Below are 1,009 nucleotides of genomic sequence, written 5' to 3'. Positions count from 1 at the left end.
CCCGCCGGCACCGAGGACCACCGCGCGCCGGAGGGCGGCGGTGAGCTCGACGAGCGTCGTGCCCTCGTCGACGCCGTCGACGCCGGGGCGCGGGGTGCGCCGCTCGGGGCCGCCGGGCTCCGTCACGAGGTCGGGGCCGGCCGCGCGGGCGACGAGGGCGCACAGGTCGCTGGGGCGGGTGGTCGCGTCGTCGGCGGCGGTGACGACGAGCTCGCGCCGGGCCCGGGACACCGCGACGTGGAAGAGCCGCAGCTCGTCCAGGACGACGAGGCGACGCGCCTGCCGCCGGAGCTCGGCGTGGACCAGCGTGCCGCCCGGCGGCAGCCCGCCGTCGGCCGAGCCCGTGCCCGTTGCCGCCAGGTCCGCGCGCAGGCCTGCCCCCGGTCGCACGGCGGTGGCGCCGGACCGGCCCGGTGCCGCGCGGTCCGGTGACCGGAGCACGTCGACAAGGTCGGTGAGCCCCAGCAGCGAGCCGCGGATGCGCGGGTCCGGCCAGACCCCGTCCTGGACGCCGGACACCACGACGACGTCCCAGCGTTCGCCCACCGCGCCGGTGGGGGTGGTGACGGTGACGGCGTCCTCGGGCCCGTCCCCGCCGAGCCGGTCGTCGCCGACGGCGCGCGAGCGCACGTGCTCGACGAACGCGGTGGCCTCGCCGCGGGGGGTGCGCTCGACCCAGGCGGCGGCCGCGTCGAACAGCGCGACGGCGGCGTCGAGATCGGCGTGGGCCCGCACGGCGTCGGGCCCGCCGCGCAGGGCGGTGCGGCGCCACCGCTCCGCCACCCGCAGCCGGTCCCAGACCTGCCAGAGCGTCTCCTCCACGCCGTCCGGGACGGCCCGGGCACCCGCGGCCAGCACCTCGACGACGCGGACCACGGGGCCGACCACGGCGGGCGGCAGCCCGGCGAAGGCCGACCCGTGGCCGGGCACGGGCGCCTCCCCGGCCAGCACGGCGCGCACGGCGGCGCACACGCCCTCGACGGCCTCGTCGCCGGACACGGCCCGGTCG

Annotated in this window: 1 pseudogene; it reads right to left on the bottom strand. The window is 80.8% G+C overall.

Going from position 1 to position 1,009, the window contains the following annotated elements:
• A pseudogene (locus tag WCS02_RS20580) lies at positions 1–1,009 on the bottom strand (hypothetical protein); the annotation flags it as partial.

The sequence above is a fragment of the Aquipuribacter hungaricus genome, assembly GCF_037860755.1.
GTDB classification, from domain to species: Bacteria; Actinomycetota; Actinomycetes; order Actinomycetales; family JBBAYJ01; genus Aquipuribacter; species Aquipuribacter hungaricus.
The sequence above is the reverse complement of the archived record's forward strand: the minus strand, read 5'-3'. Positions and strand labels throughout refer to the sequence as shown.